This window comes from Sorangium sp. So ce124 (assembly GCF_051525235.1).
GTDB classification, from domain to species: domain Bacteria; phylum Myxococcota_A; class Polyangia; order Polyangiales; family Polyangiaceae; genus Sorangium; species Sorangium atrum.
This window is the reverse complement of the sequence record NZ_CP150312.1, coordinates 3,713,310-3,731,149: the sequence shown is the minus strand read 5'-3', so window position 1 is coordinate 3,731,149 and position 17,840 is coordinate 3,713,310. Positions and strand designations below refer to the sequence as shown.

The 17,840-nt window shown below is 72.0% G+C and carries 10 protein-coding genes; 6 read left to right on the top strand and 4 right to left on the bottom strand.

From position 1 onward, the window contains the following. Nucleotides 1-112: 112 nt before the first annotated feature. The 4 genes from WMF19_RS14180 to treY all read right to left on the bottom strand — a co-directional run bounded on the left by WMF19_RS14180 (nucleotide 113) and on the right by treY (nucleotide 8,573). Nucleotides 113-2,494, bottom strand: a complete 2,382-nt coding sequence (locus WMF19_RS14180; RefSeq protein ID WP_437899610.1) for a PAS domain S-box protein — start codon at nucleotides 2,492-2,494, stop codon at nucleotides 113-115. Nucleotides 2,495-2,729: 235 nt separating this feature from the next. Then, nucleotides 2,730-3,539, bottom strand: a complete 810-nt coding sequence (tsaA, locus tag WMF19_RS14175) for a tRNA (N6-threonylcarbamoyladenosine(37)-N6)-methyltransferase TrmO (RefSeq protein ID WP_437899609.1) — start codon at nucleotides 3,537-3,539, stop codon at nucleotides 2,730-2,732. Further along, the gene (gene treZ / locus WMF19_RS14170; protein ID WP_437899608.1) at nucleotides 3,533-5,377 is read right to left on the bottom strand and encodes a malto-oligosyltrehalose trehalohydrolase; all 1,845 of its coding nucleotides are present in this window, start codon (nucleotides 5,375-5,377) and stop codon (nucleotides 3,533-3,535) included. The genes tsaA and treZ overlap by 7 nt, the downstream gene beginning before the upstream one ends. A gap of 1 nt (nucleotide 5,378) precedes the next feature. Continuing rightward, a complete protein-coding gene (gene treY, locus WMF19_RS14165) occupies nucleotides 5,379-8,573 on the bottom strand; it encodes a malto-oligosyltrehalose synthase (RefSeq protein WP_437899607.1) in 3,195 nt (1,064 codons plus the stop codon). Nucleotides 8,574-9,175: 602 nt separating this feature from the next. On the opposite strand from treY, the gene WMF19_RS14160 reads away from it, so the two are divergent. From WMF19_RS14160 to sbnB, 6 genes are all read left to right on the top strand, one after another. Continuing rightward, a complete protein-coding gene (locus WMF19_RS14160; RefSeq protein ID WP_437899606.1) occupies nucleotides 9,176-10,240 on the top strand; it encodes a sigma 54-interacting transcriptional regulator in 1,065 nt (354 codons plus the stop codon). A gap of 132 nt (nucleotides 10,241-10,372) precedes the next feature. After that, the gene (locus WMF19_RS14155; RefSeq protein WP_437899604.1) at nucleotides 10,373-12,346 is read left to right on the top strand and encodes a carbamoyltransferase C-terminal domain-containing protein; all 1,974 of its coding nucleotides are present in this window, start codon (nucleotides 10,373-10,375) and stop codon (nucleotides 12,344-12,346) included. 171 nt (nucleotides 12,347-12,517) lie between these two features. Next, nucleotides 12,518-13,759, top strand: a complete 1,242-nt coding sequence (locus WMF19_RS14150; protein ID WP_437329119.1) for an acyl-CoA dehydrogenase family protein — start codon at nucleotides 12,518-12,520, stop codon at nucleotides 13,757-13,759. Continuing rightward, nucleotides 13,753-15,756 carry a carbamoyltransferase family protein gene (locus WMF19_RS14145; protein WP_437899603.1) on the top strand — a complete coding sequence of 668 codons (2,004 nt, stop codon included), beginning with the start codon at nucleotides 13,753-13,755 and terminating at the stop codon, nucleotides 15,754-15,756. The genes WMF19_RS14150 and WMF19_RS14145 overlap by 7 nt, the downstream gene beginning before the upstream one ends. A 102-nt stretch (nucleotides 15,757-15,858) precedes the next feature. After that, complete coding sequence (gene sbnA / locus WMF19_RS14140) at nucleotides 15,859-16,824, top strand: 2,3-diaminopropionate biosynthesis protein SbnA (RefSeq protein WP_437329117.1); 966 nt, start codon at nucleotides 15,859-15,861, stop codon at nucleotides 16,822-16,824. 15 nt (nucleotides 16,825-16,839) lie between these two features. After that, nucleotides 16,840-17,829, top strand: coding sequence for a 2,3-diaminopropionate biosynthesis protein SbnB (sbnB, locus tag WMF19_RS14135; RefSeq protein ID WP_437899602.1), 990 nt, complete (start codon nucleotides 16,840-16,842; stop codon nucleotides 17,827-17,829). Nucleotides 17,830-17,840 lie beyond the last annotated feature (11 nt).

Here is a 17,840-nt window from a genome sequence, read left to right as displayed (position 1 = left end):
TCCTCCGCGCTGAGGCGGAGGCCTTTTCAAAGGTCGAGCCAGCGCCTGTGTGCGAGCGAGCCACATCGAGCCGCCGGGCCGGCGCGGCGGCGCGCCGGCGCCCTCGTCGCCGTCACGCCCGCGTCGCCACGGAGGCCAGGAGGCTCTGCAACGAGCCCGGATCGATCGGCTTGATGAAGTGCATATCGAAGCCGGCCTCGCGGACCCGGCGCTGGTCCCGCTCCTGGCCATAACCCGTCAGCGCGATCATCAGCGACGGGGCGACGTCCGCGCTCTCCTCCAAGGCCTTCAAGGCCCGCGCCACGCCGCAGCCGTCCATCCCGCCGGGGAGGCCGATGTCGCACAGGATGACCTCCGGCCGGAACGAGCGGGCCGCTTCCACCCCCGCGACCCCGGACAGGGCCACCTCGACCTGATGGCCGTTCATCGTGAGGAGCACCTGCAGCATCTCGGCGGCGTCCTCGTTGTCCTCGATGATCAGGACGCGCAGCGACCTCGCGGCGCCGGCCGGCCTCGAGTCGGGGCGCGGCGGCGGCGCGGCGCGCTCCGGGGACGCCTCGGGCCCGCGCGCGAGCGGCAGGCGGAGGGCGATCTCCGTCCCGTGGCCGACGCCCGCGCTCTCGGCCGACGCCGCGCCGCCGTGGAGTTCGACAAGACCCTTCACGAGCGCCAGCCCCAGCCCGAGCCCGCCCCGGTTGCGGTCCAGGCTGCGCTCGGCCTGGCTGAACGGCTCGAACATGCGCGCCAGCGTCGCCGGCTCCACGCCGATGCCGGTATCGCGGACGCGGATCGCGGCGGAGCCGTCCGACGTCGCCGAGAGCGCGACCGTCACCCGACCGCCGGCGTCGGTGAACTTGTTGGCGTTGTGCAGCACGTTGCTGACCGCCTGCGACAGGCGCGTGGGATCGCCGGAGACCCAGAGCGGCTCGGCCGGCAGCTCCAGCTGGAGCTCCAGGCCGCTCGCCTCGAGCGTGCTGCGGTAGTCCTCGGCGGTCTGCCGGACCAGCCGGGACAGGTCGCAGCGCTCCTTCCTCAGCTGGATCCTCCCGCGCGCCACGCGCGACACGTCGAGCAGGTCGTCCACCAGCCGGGCCATGTGCGCCACCTGCCGCTCGATCACGCCGCACGCCCGCCGGAGCGATGGCTGCTCCATCCCGGTGCTCCGCAGGATCTCCACCGCATGGCGGATGGGCCCGAGCGGATTGCGCAGCTCGTGCGCCAGCATCGCCAGGAACGCATCTTTGTTCTGGTCCGCTTCCCTCAGCGTCGCCTCCCAGGCGTCGCCGGCCCGCTTCCGCTCGGTGATGTCGTGGGCGATGGAGACCAGGAGCCGTCGGCCCGCCGCGTCCTTCCCCAGCGGCGCCGCGCTGAAGACCCACGTCCGCCTGGCGCCGCTCGCCGTGATGATGGTGAGCTCGTTCTCGTCCGAGGCCGCCTTCAGATCGAACAGGGACGCCACCCTGGCGCGGACGGCGGCCCCCGTCGCCCCGTACGCCCTGTCGTACCACGCCGTCACGGTGGGGATCTGCTCGTGGGTGTACCCGCTGATGTCCGTCCACGCGCGGTTGACGCAGACGACCTGCCCGTCCTCGGCGTGGATCATGATGGGGAACGGGGTCTCCATGATGGCGCGGCGCAGCCCCTCCTCCCGCTCCTGCAGCTGGAGCTCCGCCTCCTTGCGCTCGGTGATGTCGATGATCGAGCCGACGTAGCCGAGGAACTCGCCGCCCGGGCCGAGCCGCGGAGCGGCCGAGTCGATGCACCAGCGGTACACGCCGTCGCGGCGGCGCACGCGGAAATCCATCCTGTAGGCGTCGCGCCGCTCGTGGGCTCGCTGGAACGCCTCATCGGCCGCCGACCGGTCCTCGGGGTGCACCGCCTCGAGCCAGCCGGTGCCCAGGGCGGCCGCCTCGGTCTGGCCCGAGAAGTCCAGCCAGCCCCGGCTCGCGTACGTGCAGCCGCCGTCGATGCCCGTCATCCAGCTCATGACGGGCGCGTGATCGGCCATGTTGCGGAAGCACGCCTCGCTGTCGCGCAGGGCCTCCTCGGCGCGCCGCTTGGCGGTGCTCTCGCGCCCGGTCTCCAGGACGAGCCGCCGGCGCTCCACCCCTTCCACGAGCCGCAGGCGGCTCTCGACGAGGATCTCCCGGCCGTCGCGGGTCGTACGCCGGAGCTCGCCGTCCCAGAGGCCGTCACGCAGGAGCGCCGCCTCGATCTGCGCGAGCGGCGCCGGCAGGGCGGTGCGCAGGAGATCGTGGCTCGACCGCCCGAGGGCGTCGCGCGCCTGGAAGCCGTAGAGCTGCTCGGCCCCGGCGCCGAAGTACACGATCGCGCTCGATCCGCCGAGCTCCCACGCGAGGGCCGCCTCGCCGAGCCGGTCCAGGAGGGCCGCCTTCAGCTGCAGCTCCCCCGCGATCTGCCCCCTGTCGCCGCGGCCGTCGTCCGGCGAGGCCGCGTACAGAACCGGCGAGGGCGCGCAATGAAGGGGGCTCACCCCCTGGTCAGCCGAGCTGCAATGACGCTCCGGCCGCACCGTCAGCAGGCGTCTCCGTCGGGCCCGCTGGCCCGATAACCACCCGAGATGTCCCCGATGAGCACACTCAGCATTTGTCCGCCTCGAGCGCATGCTGCAAGCGGCGCGCGCGTGAATCGTCACGCGAGATCCGCGGAAAACCAGGCGATCTGCGCGTGGCTGGCGAGCAGGCGGCGCGCCGGTCGATCGCCGATCGCTAGCCGCGGCCGAACCGCTCCACGAACCGCCGGTGCGCCTCGAGATCGGGGCCCTCGCCGCCGACGAGCTCCTTCTCGCGGTAGCCCGTCGCCACCGACAGCACGTCGATCCGCCGCCCATCGGCCCTGAACCGCACACGCCACGACGTCACGGCGAGGCGCATCGCGTCCCCGTCGGCGCGGATCCGGCGGTAGGGGTGCGGCTGCGGGCCGAGCGCGAGCACCCGGTCCACGCGCTCGCGCAGCGCGAAGCCGTGCGCCTCCTCGATCCACGCGGCCTGCTCGGCGGCGCGCGCGCACCACGCCACCTCGAAGCCGGGCTCGGGATCGACCGGCGCCCCGCCGCCCGGCTCCTCCGCGAGCGGCGTGAGCCAGCCGGTGCGCGCGTGCGGGTGGGCGTCCGCGTACGGCACGTAGGGCTTGAGATCGAGCACCGGCGTGCCGTCGATCATGTCCACGCCGCCGACGCGCAGGGTGAGCCCGTCCACCGCGAGGAGCCTCACCGCGCTGAGGCCGATGGGGTTCGGGCGGTGCGGCGAGCGCGTCGACAGCACGCCGCGCCGCTTGCCGGCGCTCCTCGGCGGCAGCACCTTCGGGCGCCAGCCCTCGTTGAGGTGGAACCAGAACACCACCCAGAGGTAGTCCCACCCCTCGATGTCCGAGAGCGCGTGCTCCAGCCCGAGGCCCGGCACGAGCTCGATGGTCCCCTCGGCGCTCCCCGCCGCGTGGGGCTGCCGCGGCGCGCTCACCTTGTCGGAGAACGGCGTGCGCACCACGCCGATGGGCGTGAACGTGACGGGCTTCAGCACGGCGCCCCGGAAGGATCGGGCACCTCGACGATCAGGACCGCCGGCCCCTCGATCTCCACCCGGCCGCGCTCGAGCGGCGGCCGCCGCGCCGCGCCGCCGAACCGCGGCTCCTCGCTGAACGCGAGCGCCCGCGCCTCCGGGCGGCCGAGGTCGAGCGAGAGCGCGCCCCGGAGCGCGCAGAGCGCGATCACGGCGACGCCGCCGCCGCGGCGCTCGACGCAGATCGCGTCCGGCGAGAGCGCGTCGGCCGAGAAGGCGCCGCGCGCGCGGCTCCGCAGCGCGGGGTGCGAGGCGCGGAGGCGGAGGAGCTCGCGGTACCACGCGAGCACGCCGGCGTGCTCGGGCCGCCGCCGCTCGGCGTGATCGAGCTTCGAGCGCTGGAACGTCCGCGGGTCCTGCGGATCCGGCACCTCCTCGCCGGCGAACGCCGCGAAGTACTGGAACTCGCGCCGGCGGCCCTCGGTCACGAGCCGGCCGAGCTCGGCCTCGTGATCGGTGAAGTACTGGAACGGCGTCCGCGCGTTCCACTCCTGGCCCATGAACAGGAGCGGCGTGTACGGCGTGAGCAGGAGCAGCGCCGACATCGTCCGGAAGGCCGCCGGGCTCACCTTGTCCCCGAGCCGATCGCCGACGGCGCGGTTGCCGATCTGATCGTGGTTCTGGATGCAGTGGACGAAGCGCGGCGGCGGCACCGGATCCGCGGGCGTGCCCCGCGGCTTGCCCGCGTGCTTCGAGATCTGCCCCTCGTAGAGCCACCCCTTGCGGATCGTCGCCGCGATGTCCTCGGCGGTGCCCGTGTGATCCTCGAAGTAGCCGTCGCGATCCCCGGCGAACAGGACGCGCAGCTCGTGGTGGAAGTCGTCGGACCACACAGCGTCGAGGCCGTACCCGCCCTGCTCGACGGGCGTCACGAGGCGCGCGTCGTTGTGGCTGTCCTCGGCGATCACCAGGACGCGCCGCCCCTCGCCGGCCGCCCGCGCGCGCTCGCCGATCTCCCGGAGGATGTGCGGCTCGGAGTCGTCGACGATCGCGTGGGTCGCGTCGAGGCGGAGGCCGTCGATGTGGAAGTCGCGGATCCACATCTCGACGTTCTCGAGGACGAGCGCGCGGACCTGCTCGGCGCCCGCGCCGTCGTAGTTCACCGCGTCGCCCCAGGGCGTCTTGTGCCGATCGGTGAAGTAGCGCGTCGCGTAGGCGCGGAGGTAGTTCCCGTCGGGGCCGAAGTGGTTGTAGACGCAGTCGAGGATCACGCCGAGCCCCGCGGCGTGGGCCGCGTCGACCAGGCGGCGCAGGCCCGCCGGGCCGCCGTAGGCCGCGAGCGGCGCGAAGAGGTCGACCCCGTCGTACCCCCACCCGCGCTCGCCCGGGAAGCTCGCGACCGGCATGAGCTCGATCGCCGTGATCCCGAGCTCCCGGAGATCGGCGAGCTGCCCGATGAGCGCGTCGAACGTGCCCTCCGGGGTCGCCGCGCCGACGTGGACCTCGTAGAGGACGAGATCCTCGAGCGCGACGCCCCGCCACCCCGCGTCCGTCCACGCGAACGAGGGGTCAAAGGCCGCCGACGGGCCGTGGACCCCGAGCGGCTGCGCGCGGGAGTACGGGTCCGGGAACGGCCCCTCGCCGTCGATCCGCACCTTGTAGAGCGCGCCGGCCCCGAGGCCCGGCGCCGTCGCCTCGAAGTAGCCGTCGCCGGTCGGGGCCGCCGGCAGCGCGCCCGTGACCTCCTGGCCGTCGGCCCCGTAGGTGACGATCTCGATCCGATCGTGGTCGGGCGCCCAGACGCGGAAGCGGACCGCGCCGCCCTCGATCCACGCGCCCATCGTGCGCATCGCCTTCATGTCACTGGCCTCGCTGCGCCGCCCGCAGGAGCAGGGCGACGGGGAAATCGGAGAGCACGCGGTCGAGCGGGAGCGCCGCGCCGCCGCCCGGCTCGGGCGGCGCGTCCGAGCCGGGCGGCGGAGCGGCGGAGGGCGACGCCTCGAGCTCGGCGCCGGTGAAGAGATCGGTGTAGAGGCCGGGCTCCACGTCGACCGACGTGCCCGCCCAGGCCGCGCCGATCGGCGGGGAGCAGGCGCCGCCGAGCAGCCGCGCGCTGAACCGGGGCGCGACAACGACGATCGAGCGCCCGTCCGGCGCGCGGCGCGCGAAGGAGACGACGTGGGCCTCGCGCTCGCCGATCACGGCGCGCGGCGCGTAGTCCCCGTCGGCCCCGAAGAGCTCCGGGTGGCGCCGGCGCAGCTCGAGCGCGACGTGCGTGACGAACAGCTTCACGCGGCCGTCGCGCGCCTCGGCGCAGAGCTCGCGCGCGAGCGCGCGGCCCCCGCCGCTCGATCGTCGGCGCGCGCGGAGCTCCGCGAGCGCCCGCTCGCGCACGGCGTAGTCGACCGGGCGGCGGTTGTCCGGGTCGACGAGGCTGAAGTCCCACACCTCGTTGCCCTGGTAGATGTCGGGCACGCCCGGCGAGGTGAGCTTCAGCAGCGTCTGCGAGACCGAGCCCCACATGCCGTGGTACGCGACCTCGCGCGCGAGCGGCAGGAGCGCGCCCAGGACCTCCGCGGACGAGAGCGCCTTGCGGACGAACGCCTCGACGGCCGCGTCGTACTCGGGCTGCGCGTCGATCCAGGACGTGTTGACCTTCGCCTCCTTCGTGGCCTTGCGCATGTACTCCACGAGGCGGTCCGCGTACGCCGAGAGCGCGTCCCCCTCGGGCGCGCGCGGGCCGGGTGGCTCGCGTTCGCCGCCGAGCAGCGGCTCGATCGGCAGGCTGCCGAGGAGGGTCTGGTAGAAGAGGTACTCCTCGTTGCTGTCCGGCGCGAGGCGGCCCTCGATCTCGGCCTTGAGCGGCGCGGCGGCGGCGGCGGCGCGGTGGAGCGCCTCCTCCCAGGCCGACGGCAGCTCCGAGAGCACGCTGATGCGCGCCCGCACGTCCTCGCTCCGCTTCGTGTCGTGCGTCGACGTCGCGAGCATCGAGTACGGCCACGCCCTGTGCCGCTGCACGTTGCCGCGGTGGAACGCGAGGACGCTCGATCCGTAGCGCTCGGGCTCGCCCCCGACCTCGTTCAGCGACACGAGCCGGTTGTAGATGTAGAACGACGTGTCCTCGAGCCCCTTGGCCATCACCGGCCCGGTGAGCTGCTGGAACTTCATCACGAAGTCGCAGAAAAGGTGCCGGTCCTCGTCAGGGAAGAGATCCGTGCCGTCGAGCATGAGGACCGAGCGCACGAACGTGAAGATGGATCCCTCCATCGTCGGGTTCTGCCGGCGCGCGAGGGCGACGGCGCGGCCGATGGCGACGCGGTCGTGATCGGAGATCGCCGGCGTCCGATCGTTGATGTAGGTGCGGTAGACCGGGAAGCACGCGATGACCTCGCGCAGGGCCTCGTTGAGCGAGCCCAGGGTGAAGTCGCGGAAGCGGCGGTCGCGCTCGGTGAGCCGGTTCAGGGCGTGGGTGAGCACGTTGAGCTCGCTCGCCAGGGCCGTCCGGAGGATCACCTTCTTCTTCTCGTAGACGAGCGCCTCGAACGCCATGTGGTCCCCGATGAACCGCTCGTAGATCGCGTTCATCTGCCCCTCGCTCGAGGCGTCGACGAAGAGCTCGCCCACGAGCGCGGTGAAGTCGTAGCCGCTCGTCCCATGGACGGGCCAGGCCTCGGGCAGCGTCTCGCCGCGCGCGAGGATCTTCTCGACGACGACGTAGAGCGGCCGCGCGTCCAGCGCGCCGCGCGCGGCGCGCTCCGAGAGGGCCGCGCGGAGGGCCGGCTCCAGCCGGGCGAACCGGGCCTCGGGGCGGCGGCGCGGGTCGTGCCGCAGCTCCGGCTCGCCCGCAGCCTCGGCGAGGAAGCGGCGCCGGCAGCGCTCGATCACGTAGCCCTGCTGGAGATCCTCGAAGTAGCCGATCGGGTCCCAGAGGCCGTCGGGGTGGTCGATGCGCAGCCCCGTGACCTGGCCCCGCTCGCAGAGCTCGAAGACGAGGCGGTGCGCCTCGGCGAACACCGGCCGGTGCTCCATCCGGATCGCGGCGAGGTCGTTGATGTCGAAGAACCGGCGGTAGTTGATCTCCTCGGCGGCGGTGCGCCAGAAGCTGAGGCGGTAGGCCTGCTCCTCGAGCAGCGCCTCGATCGGATCGAAGCTCCGCGGATCGCCCGCCTTGCCGTTGATGCGCAGGACGCCCTCGGCCACGGCCGCCGCGATGTCGGGCGAGTCCGCGACGAGCGACGCGAGCCGCCGCCTGAGGATCTCCTTCTCCCGACGCCGCTCGATCACCTTGGCCCGCTGCGTCTCGGTCCGCGGCGGCATGTTGCGGAGCCCGGTGAGGATGCTCTGCAGCTCGAGGAGCGCGTCGTGCTCCTCGCCGAGCGCGGCGACGAGCCCGGGCACGAGCGGCCCGATGATCATGCCGTACGTCCGCGGGTTCACCGGGAAGACGTGATCGAAGTACCGGAGCACGAACGCGCCGTTGTCGAACTCGATCGTGAGCTCGCCGCGCTCGAGCACGCGCCCGAAGTGGTCGCCGAGCACGGGGAGCAGCACCTTGTGCTTGAGCTCCGACTTGAGCGGCGCCCAGTCGATGTCGAAGAACGGCGCGTAGAGCGAGCTCGGGCCGTTCTGGAGGACGTCGCTCCACCAGGCGTTCTCGGCGGTGCCGATGCCCATGTGGTTGGGCACGAAGTCGAGCAGCAGGCCCATGCCGTGCGCCGCGAGCTCGCCGGTGAGCCGGTCGAGATCGGCGCGCTCGCCGATCGCGGGGTTGAGCGCGTTGTGGTCGACGAGGTCGTAGCCGTGCATGCTCTCGGGGCGCGCCTTGAAGAACGGCGACGAGTAGAGATCGCTGACGCCGAGGGCGTCGAGGTAGGCGACGACCCGCCGCGCCTGCTCGAAGGTAAAGTCCTTGTTGAGCTGCACGCGGTAGGTGGCGCGCGGCAGGCGAGGCGCCACGCCCTCGCACGCCGCGTCGACGAGCCGCGCTGCCATCGCCTGCAGGTTGGCGCCGTCCACGTGGCCGCTCGTCTGCTGTTCGTCCGACGTTCCGGTCATCCCTCGGTTGCCTCCGGCGGCAGAATCTACTGCGAACGAAGCGACAGGCATCCGCGGATCTGCGCAGCTCGCGCGGCTCCTGCGGCTCCGGCTTGCGGCACGAAGGAAAGGCCTGATGCGCCTACGGGGAACGCAGCAGCGCTGGCATCAGGCATAGAAAGGTGACGGGCTCAGCCGCTGTCGGGCGCGCGCCAGGCTCAGCCGTCGTCGAAGGAGCCGCCGTCAGCGCGCCGCGCTTCCCGCGGGAACGCTCGACCCCCTCATCGCCACCGTTCTCCTTTGCTGTTCCACCCCTCCGCGCATGGCCGCACCGATACACGAATAACAAGCGCCGTTCAGGCGGCCGACTCCATGTTTCCGGAGCCGCCCCCGCGAACATCATGGCGAGCGCGTTCCTGCTCCGGCGTTCGTTTGCACCGCCCGCCCGCGCGCGCTCGTCGCGCGTCCCCTGGAGCCCGCCGTCGAGATGGCTCGGCCGGCGCATGCGCGGCGGCGCGCGGCCGGAGGCGCGCGCTCGGGAAACGATATGTTGCCAAATGCCCGTACTCGCGGGCGGAGTGAGACAACAACTGTTTCCGTCATGAAGAATCAGGAGAGGATCGATGACCAGCTCTTGGAGATTCGTCGCGCACTCGGAGGCGCGGCGCAGGGCGCTCGGGTTCGCGAAACAGGCAGCGTCCGCAGACTGCTCGGTCCTGATCGTCGGGCCGACCGGAGCGGGGAAAGACATCCTCGCGCGCGACATCCATCAGCACAGCAAGCGTTCGAAGCACCGACTCATCACCGTCAACTGCGCGGCCCTCACGCAAACGCTGTTCGAGAGCGAGCTGTTCGGCCACGTGCGCGGCGCGTACACGGGGGCGACCGTATCGAAGCGCGGCGTGGTCGAGCTCGCGTCCGGAGGCAGCCTGTTCCTCGACGAGATCGGCGAGCTGCCGGCGGAGGCGCAGGCGAAGCTCCTCCGCTTCCTTGCGGACGGCTCGTTCTGGCCCGTGGGCGGCAGCGAGGAGAAGAGCGTCGACGTCCGCGTCCTCGCCGCCACGAACCGGGACCTCGCCGCCGGTCTCGACAAGACGTTTCGAGCCGACCTGTTCTTCCGGCTCAGCGTGCTCACCATCGTCGTGCCGCCGCCCAGCCGGGAGGACCTGCGCAGCCTCTCGCGGGTCCTCGCCCTGGAGCTGGGGGAGCGCTACCGCACGCTCCTCCCCGCGCGCGAGGTGAGCGCCATCGGCGAGCTCGCGAGCAACGGAGTGTACAGGGGCAACGTCCGCGAGCTCCGCAACGCCGTCGAGCGGTACTTCCTCGTGCGAGACCCGGAGCGGACCGTCGAGCAAAACTGGCGGGCCGCGTGCGCGCTCGACCTCCTGGCCCAGCAGGCCGCGCCCCCCCACGACGACACAGCGGCGGTATCCCAGGTGCACCCACAAGAGGTCGAGAAGCTCTACGACCTCCTTTTCCTGACGTGGGCCAGCGAGACCAGGAACGCGCGCGAGCTGTCGCGGCGAATCGATCGCTCGTTGCCGTACGTTTACAGCCGCCTCGCGAAGCTCGGTATCAAGCCGAAGGATCTCCAGAGCACCGAGATCCTCGAGCGCGCGTCGGCGAAGATCCGCGCGGCGCTCGCCCCCCATCGCTCCACATTTCTCCAGCTTCTTAAAGAATCTTAACGAAATAGATCACCCCCTCCCGAGGGCGCCGCCGGAACCGTCGCGCCGTTCGATGGAACGACCCTTGCGAAACGGCTGAGACGGAACCCGGGAGGGCGGTAGACGTCCCGACCGAGAAGGATGGAGGAGCGCATGCTGACTCTGGGCCTCGCAGGAGGCTTGGATCCCGTCTACGACTGCCGCTACGACTCGCCGCAATTCTTCACGTACGACGCGGCGGCCGTGCTGGTCGAGGACGGGCAGGTGGTGGCCGCCATTGAGGAAGAGCGGCTGAACCGCGTCCGGCGGACGAACAAGTTCCCGTTCGACGCGCTGCGCGCCTGCCTGAGACAGCGAGGCGTCGCGCTCTCGGACGTGGACCGGATCGCCTATTATTCAGGCGAGGAGACGGCCAACCTGCTCGTCGGGCGCCTGCGCGCGGCGTTCCCGGAGCTCGCCGGCGTGCCGGACGCGCGCGGGCTGCTGCACGCGGCCATCCAGCGGGAGATGCGGTGCGCGATCGATCCGGCGCGGCTCGTCTTCGTGCCGCACATGATGACCCACGCGGTGAGCGCCATCGCGGTGTCGGGCTTCGATCAGGCGCTCGTCTACGTCATCGACAACGAGGGCGGGGTCCTCGCCGGGACGTCGGCGAGCGGGAGCCGGTCGTGCCTCACGTCGCTCGCGGCCTTCTCACCGCAGAAGTCGCTCGGCGAGCTGTGCCATCGCACGATCCGCGCGCTCGGATACAGCCCGTTCGAGGAGGCCGAGGCGATGGAGCTCGCCCCGCAGGGCGACCCTGCCGCGCTCCGCGGCGCGATGCGCGAGGTGTACAGGCTGCTGCCGGACGGCGACTACGATCTCGCCTTCCAGAACCTCGCGGCGGTGCTCTCGAAGGCGCCGGGCAGGCTGCGCGGCGACCCGGTGGAGCAGGCGCACAAGGACGTGATCGCCGCGCTGGAAGAGGCGATCTCCGAGATCGTGCTCCACGTGCTGCGCCACCACCGCACGAAGAGCGGGCTCCGGCGGCTGTGCCTGGCCGGCGGGGGGGCGCAGATCTGCGCCGTCAACTCGCGCGTCCTCGCGAGCGGCCTGTTCGACGAGGTGTTCGTGCAGCCCGCGGCGCACGACGCGGGCTGCGCCCTCGGGGCCGCGCTCTTCGCGAGCGACGCGCCGCCGCGCCGCGCCCCGCTCGACAACGTGGCCTGGGGGACGGACATCGGGAACGCGGACGCGGTGATCCCGGCGCTCAGGCGCTGGGGCGCGCTCGTGACGGCGGAGCGTCCGGCCGATCCGGCCCGCGAGGCCGCGGAGCTGATCGCCGGGGGCGCCGCCGTGGGCTGGGCGAACGGGCGATCGGAGATGGGGCTCGTTGCGCTCGGGCGCCGCGCGATCGTCGCCGATCCGCGGGACGAGCGGCGGCGGGAGGCGCTGAACGAGCTGAAGCGGCGCGCGCCGCACCGGCCGCTGTCGGTCGCGATGCTCGCCGAGGACGCGGCCGAGTGCCTGATGCTGCCGTGCCCGGCCGAGCAGCTGCGCTGGAAGAGCTTCGCCCTCCGCGTGAGGCGCGAGCGCCGCGCGGCGCTCGCCGCGGCGCTGCACGCGGACGGCACGGTCCGCGCGCAGGTGGTGCTGAAGGAGGCGGATCCCCGGCTGTTCGCGCTGCTCTGCGCGTTCAAGGAGATCTCCGGGGTCGGGGCGCTGCTCGCGACGTCGCTCGATCACGGGGCGGAGCCGCCCGCCGAGACGGTCGACGACGTTGTCGCGCTGCTCCTGACGAGCCGCCTCGAGGCCGCCTTCGTGGACGACGTGCTCGTCCGCGGGAAGGGCCCGTCGCTGGAGGCCAGGCTCGGCATGGTCGTGGAGATCCCGCGCTCGACCCAGGTGTGCCGCACGCGCGGGTGGCTCGACGGCGCGCGCATCGGCGACGCGTGGGAGCTGCGGACGAGCTACGACCGCGGGATCCGCCGCAAGATCTCGCGCCCCGCGTACGAGGCGCTGGTGAAGGCCGACGGGAGCCGGCCGCTGTCGTCGCTGCTCGACGGCGCGGGGGCCGACGTCGCGGGCGAGCTCTGGGCCCTCTGGACGGAGCGGCTGGTCCGGCTCGCGCCGGCCGAGCGCGGGTGAAGAGCGGGCGCCGAAGCCAGACGCGCGTGAAGAGCGCGCCGGCCTCACGGACGTGCAGTGAGCGCGCCGGCCGGGCGCACAGGGAAGAGACGACGCAGGCCGGAGCGGCCGCGGGGCTCGGGACACGACGGGTGCAAGGAGAAGAGCGCTGTGAGCTCGGATGACATGACCATGAGCGCTGGACGCAAGGCGCGCCCGAGGATCGACCTCGATCGGCAGACGCAGCTCGCGGCAGAAGCGCTGAAGAAGGCGCTCGCGGAGCGGGATCTGCCGGCCTTCTACCGGGTGTTCCGGTCGACGGATCTGCCCTTCTTGGGGCGCATCTACGAGGGAGACGCAGCAGGCCTGTTCCGCGCGTGCGCGCACGTGCTGCACCGGCTCGCGGGGATCTCCCCTGCTGTCGCGCTCGCTGTGGAGAACCATTTCTACGTGACCTCCGCGATAGCCACCTTCCCCATCGCGGACGACGCGCGGCTCGACGCGCGGCGGCGCGCGCTGCTCTCGGAGGTCGTCGAGGGGCGCCGGCTCGTGGCCAACACGAACTCGCGGGTCCACGCGGACCGCGTGAACGCGGTGGGGACGCGGGCGCGGAAGGTGCCCGGAGGCCACGTGGTGAGCGGCGCCGCGTCGTACACGTCCCTCGCGACCGAGGGAGATCTCCTGATCTTCACGACGGCGCTGGAGGAGGGTTTCCCCGCGGTGTTCATGACACGCCCGCGGGGCAACCCGGCCGTCGAGATAGGCCCGTACCTGTTCCCGGACGCGATGCTCGACTCCGATACACGCCGGATCGTGTTCCACGATCTCTTCGTGCCGGAGGAGGACCTCCTGCTCGGCGGCCCCGGGCCGGAGGTGGTGCAGCTCCTCCTGTTCGAGATGGTGTGGCACCAGGTGCTGATTCCATCGCTGTACCTCGGCGCCGCGGCGCAGGCGATCGACGAGTCGCGCCGGTTCCTCCGTACGGTGCGCGGCCGGGACGGGGCGCCGCTCGCCGAGCTGGACGGCATGGTCGTGGATATCGGCCGCCTCGTGATCCGCTACCGCGCCGCGTGCGCGGCGGTCCGCGAGGCGGGCGAGGCGATGGGCACGATCGCCTCCGCGAGGGACCGCGCCGAGCGGCTGCCGCGGCTCTACGAGCTGGCCGGGGCCGCGAAGTACACGGGGACGAGGTGCGCCGAGGAGACCGTCTCGGCGGCGCGCGGCATCGTCGGCGCGCGCGCGTACGCGGGGGACGGCGCCCTGGAGCGCCTGTGCAAGGAGGTCGTCTTCGGCCCGCTCGGGCCGGAGGTGAACGCCGTCATCGAGCGCGCCCACGGGCGACGAGCGCTCGGAGAGGGCGAGTTCGACGGCGCGGCGTCGTCGCCGTGGCTCGATGGCGCGATGAGCGCGAGCGGCAAGGAGGAGACATGCTGACGCTGGGCCTATCCGGCGGGTTGAGCTTCGCCCACGAGGAGATGTACGACATCCCGAAGAGCTTCACGCACGACGGCGCGGCCGTGCTCGTCGACGGCGGGGAGGTCATCGCGGGGATCGAGGAGGAGCGGCTCAACCGCATCAAGCACTCCAACAAGTTCCCCATCGAGGCGATCCGCTTCTGCCTCGCCCGGGGCGGCGTCGACATCGATCGTGTGGACCGGATCGCGTTCTACGCGAGCGAGGAGTACTGCAATGCGCTCCTCGGGCGGGTGCGGCTCCTGACCGGGGGCGCGCTGCCGCGGATCGACGCGCGCACGCTGCTCGCGGCGAAGCTCGGCCAGGGCCTGGGGCGCCCGATCGACCGCGACAAGATCGTGTTCGTGCCGCACCACCAGGCGCACGCGGCGAGCACGTACCTGCTGTCAGGGTACGACGACAGCCTGATCGTGGCGATCGACGGGTCGGGAGACTTCCTGTCTGGCCTCGTGGCCGTGGGCTCGGGCGACAGGATCGACGTGCTGAAGACGATCCCGGAGTCGAAGTCGCTCGGGAACTTCTATGTCTCCGTCATCGCGCTCCTCGGATACGGGGTGTTCGACGAGTACAAGGTGATGGGGCTCGCGCCCTACGGCGATCCGGCGAGGTACCGCGCGCTGATGAGCTCGCTCTACACGCTCTTGCCGGACGGAGACTACGAGATCCACCGCGACCGCGTGGGCGCGCTGGCGCAGGCGATCGAGGTGCGCAGGAAGGGCGGGCCCTTCACCCAGCAGCACCGCGACGTCGCGGCGTCGCTGCAGGAGGCGCTGGAGGCGCTCGCGCTGCACGTGATCCGCCACGAGCGCGAGGCCACGGGCAAGACGCGGCTCTGCCTGGCCGGCGGGGTCGCGCACAACTGCACGATGAACGGGAAGATCCTCTATTCGGGGATGTTCGAGCGCGTCTTCGTGCAGCCGGCGGCGCACGACGCGGGCTGCGCGCTCGGGGCGGCGCTGCACACGACGCTCGCCGCGGGAGCGCTGAAGTCGCGGCGGCGGATCGAGCACGTGTTCTGGGGCCGCGACGTGGGCGGCGAGGCCGAGATCGAGCGCGAGCTCTCGGCGTGGTCCCGCTTCCTCCGCCACGAGCGCGCCGAGGATCTGCCGGGGCGCGTCGCCGAGGTGATCGCCGCCGGGGCCGCCGTCGGCTGGGCGCAGGGAGGATCGGAGTTCGGGCCCCGGGCGCTCGGGCACAGGAGCATCCTGGCCGACCCGAGGCCGGCCGCGAACAAGGACCTCGTGAACGCGATGGTCAAGAAGCGAGAGGCCTATCGGCCGTTCGCGCCGGCCGTCCTCGCGGAGGACGCGCGCGAGTTCTTCGAGCTCCCGCCCGGTGAGGACGAGTTCCCGTTCATGATCTTCGTGCTGAAGGTCCGAGAGGACAAGCGGAGCGTCCTCGGGGCGACGACGCACGTGGACGGCACGGCCCGCGTCCAGACGGTGGCGCGGGGCTCGAACCCGCATTTCTGGGGCGTCCTCAAGGCGTTCAAGGACAGGACGGGCGTGCCGGTGCTGCTCAACACCTCGTTCAACAACAACGTGGAGCCGATCGTCGACTCCGCGCACGACGTGGTAACGAGCTTCCTGACCACCGGGCTCACCTACCTCGCGATCGGCGGCTTCTTCGTCGAGAAGCGCGCGTGGACGTGGGAGGACGTGGCGACGCTCGCTGTCGACATCCCGAGGCACGTCCGCGTGGACCAGATCCGCCGCTTCGTGGCGATGGATCGCGCGGCCACGGTCTTCGAGCTCCGGAACACGTACGACGCCGGCGCGCGGGTGAGCGTGTCGGCCGACCTGGGCGAGGCGCTGATGCGCGCGGACGGGGCGCGCTCCCTGGCCGAGCTGCTCGCGGACGCCGGCGTGGACGAGCCCGCGCGCGCGCAGAAGGCGGCCCAGGAGCTCGAGGGCCTCTGGGCGGAGCGGCTCGTCTCCCTGCGCCCGCGAGGAGCCTAGCGCGAGAGCGCCTGTCCGTCGTCTCGTGGTGAGCCTTTGGCGCGAGGGCCCTCGTCCGCTCGCGCGTCGCCTGTCCGATGTCTTGAGGGTGGTGAAGCTTGCATGCTTAAACAAGAGCAACTCCTGGCGCGGGCGGCCACGCTCGTCAGCATGCTCCGTGGGACGCCGGTCGTGAAGCTCGAGCACGAGCGGCTCGATCTCTCCGTGAAGCTCGAGTACTGCAACGCGGTCGGGAGCATCAAGGACCGCCCCGCGCTCTGGATCCTGAAGACGGCGATCGAGCGCGGCGAGGTCGACCCGCGGACGACGGTCGTGGAGTCGTCGTCAGGCAACTTCGCGATCGCGCTCGCCGCGTACGCTCAGCTCCTCGGGCTCGACTACATCCCCGTGATCGATCCCCACATCTCCGCGGTGAACGAGCACGTGCTCCGCTCGCTCTGCGCGAGGGTCGTGAAGGTGGAGGAGCGCGACGACACCGGGGGATTCCTGAAGACGCGGCTCGCCCGGGTGCAGTCGCTCTGCGCCGCGCTCCCGAGCTCTTACTGGCCCAACCAGTACAAGAACCCTGACGGGATGATGGCCCATTTCCACACGACGGGGCGGGAGATCTGCGAGGCGTTCACGGCCCTCGATTTCGTGTTCGTCGCCGTGAGCTCGGCGGGGACGATCGCGGGGCTCTCGCGGCGCCTGAAGGAGCACTTCCCGGGCGTGAAGATCGTCGCGGTGGACGCCGAGGGCTCGGTGATCTTCGGCGGCCCGCCGCGGCCGCGGCGCATCCCGGGCATCGGCGCGGGGGTCGTGCCGGATCTGCTCCGCGAGGCGCTGATCGACGATGTGGTGATCGTGCCCGAGGTCGAGTCGATCGCCGCGTGCCGGACCCTCCTCGACCGCCACAAGCTGCTCGTCGGCGGCTCGACGGGGACGGTCTACGCCGCGATCCAGCGCTATTTCAGCAAGGCGACCGGCCTCGTGAGGCCGAAGGTCCTGTTCCTCTGCGCGGACCGCGGCGTGCCTTATCTGGACACTGTTTACAACCCTGCTTGGGCGTCGCGTTACGCCGAGGGATGAGCGATGCGCTTTGGTGTGGTATCTGGCAATGTCATCCGCCGCCTCATCGAGGAGAGCCCCGAGGAGTGCGTCAAGGCGGTCGAGGACGTGTACCTCGCAGGCCACCGGGGAGAGGTGGTCTGTCCCAACAGCTATTTCCTCCGCTTCCCCGACCGGCCGGACGCGCGGATCATCGCGCTTCCAGCCCACCTCGGCGGTGGTGAGCCCGTGTCGGGGATCAAGTGGATAGCCAGCTATCCGGCGAACATCCGGCAAGGCATCCCCCGGGCGTCGGCGGTGATCGTCCTCAACCGGGCGGACAACGGCTATCCGTTCGCTTGCCTCGAGGGCTCGATCATCTCGGCGGCGCGCACCGCGGCGTCGGCGGTCTCGGCCGCGGCGGCGCTCTCCGGGGGGCGGCGCGCGGGCACGCTCGGCATCGTCGGGACAGGGCTCATCGCGCGGTACGTGGTGTCCTTCCTGTCGCGCCTCGGCTGGGAGATCCCGGAGGTGCTCCTGTTCGACACGAACCCCGCGGAGCCAGAGCGGTTCCGCGAGGTCGCCTTCGCGCCGGAGCGGCGCCGCGACGTCCATGTGGCGAAGGACCTGGAGTCGGTGGTGCGGCGGAGCGATCTCCTCGTCTTCACGACCTCGGCCGCCACGCCGCACGTCCACGATCCGGCCTGGTTCTCGCACGCGCCGGTGGTGCTGCACCTGTCGCTGCGCGACCTGTCGCCGCGCATCGTCCTCTCCTCGTTCAACGTCGTGGACAGCGTCGAGCACGTGATGAGCGCCGGGACGTCGCTGCACCTCGCAGAGCAGGAGTCCGGCGGGCGCGAGTTCGTCACGGGGACGCTCGCCCAGGTGCTCCTCGGGCAGCGCGCGGCGCCGCGGACGAAGCCGATCGTGTTCTCGCCGTTCGGCATGGGGACGCTCGACCTCGCCGTGGCGAGGTGGGCTTACGCGCGCGCCGAGGCGGCGGGCGACGTGGTGTGGATCGACGACTTCTTCGACATGACGCGCTGACGCCAGGCGGG

Coding starts and splice junctions, on each gene's coding strand:
- WMF19_RS14155 (WP_437899604.1), top strand. CDS start 10,373: ATGCTGACTCTGGGCCTCGCAGGAGGCTTGGATCCCGTCTACGACTGC.
- sbnA (WP_437329117.1), top strand. CDS start 15,859: ATGCTTAAACAAGAGCAACTCCTGGCGCGGGCGGCCACGCTCGTCAGC.
- WMF19_RS14145 (WP_437899603.1), top strand. CDS start 13,753: ATGCTGACGCTGGGCCTATCCGGCGGGTTGAGCTTCGCCCACGAGGAG.
- treY (WP_437899607.1), bottom strand. CDS start 8,573: ATGACCGGAACGTCGGACGAACAGCAGACGAGCGGCCACGTGGACGGC.
- treZ (WP_437899608.1), bottom strand. CDS start 5,377: ATGAAGGCGATGCGCACGATGGGCGCGTGGATCGAGGGCGGCGCGGTC.
- WMF19_RS14150 (WP_437329119.1), top strand. CDS start 12,518: ATGAGCGCTGGACGCAAGGCGCGCCCGAGGATCGACCTCGATCGGCAG.
- WMF19_RS14160 (WP_437899606.1), top strand. CDS start 9,176: ATGACCAGCTCTTGGAGATTCGTCGCGCACTCGGAGGCGCGGCGCAGG.